1 pseudogene is annotated in these 238 nt (G+C 55.0%); it reads right to left on the bottom strand.

Annotation, left to right across the window (positions count from 1 at the left end):
* Window positions 1-238: pseudogene (locus SAZ04_RS22965) on the bottom strand (sulfate transporter subunit); the annotation flags it as partial.

The following is a 238-nucleotide window of genomic DNA, read 5'->3' as shown; positions in this document are numbered from 1 at the left end:
AGGCGTGTAGAGGTAGTTCAGATAGGCACTGGCGGCGTCTTTGGTGTTATTAAGGGCAACGTTCTTGTCCACCCAGGCAACCGGAAACTCCGCCAGAATATCGGTTTTTGGCACGATGACTTCATTTTCATCTTTGCCGTACTGGTTGCGGATGTTGTTCACTTCCGACTCAAAGCTAATCAGCACGTCACCCAGTCCGCGCTCGGCAATGGTTGTGGTCGCGCCGCGGCCGCCGGTG

The organism is Halalkalibacter lacteus, assembly GCF_036663595.1.
GTDB lineage: Bacteria > Bacillota > Bacilli > Bacillales > Bacillaceae_D > Halalkalibacter > Halalkalibacter lacteus.
The sequence above is the reverse complement of the archived record's forward strand: the minus strand, read 5'-3'. Positions and strand labels throughout refer to the sequence as shown.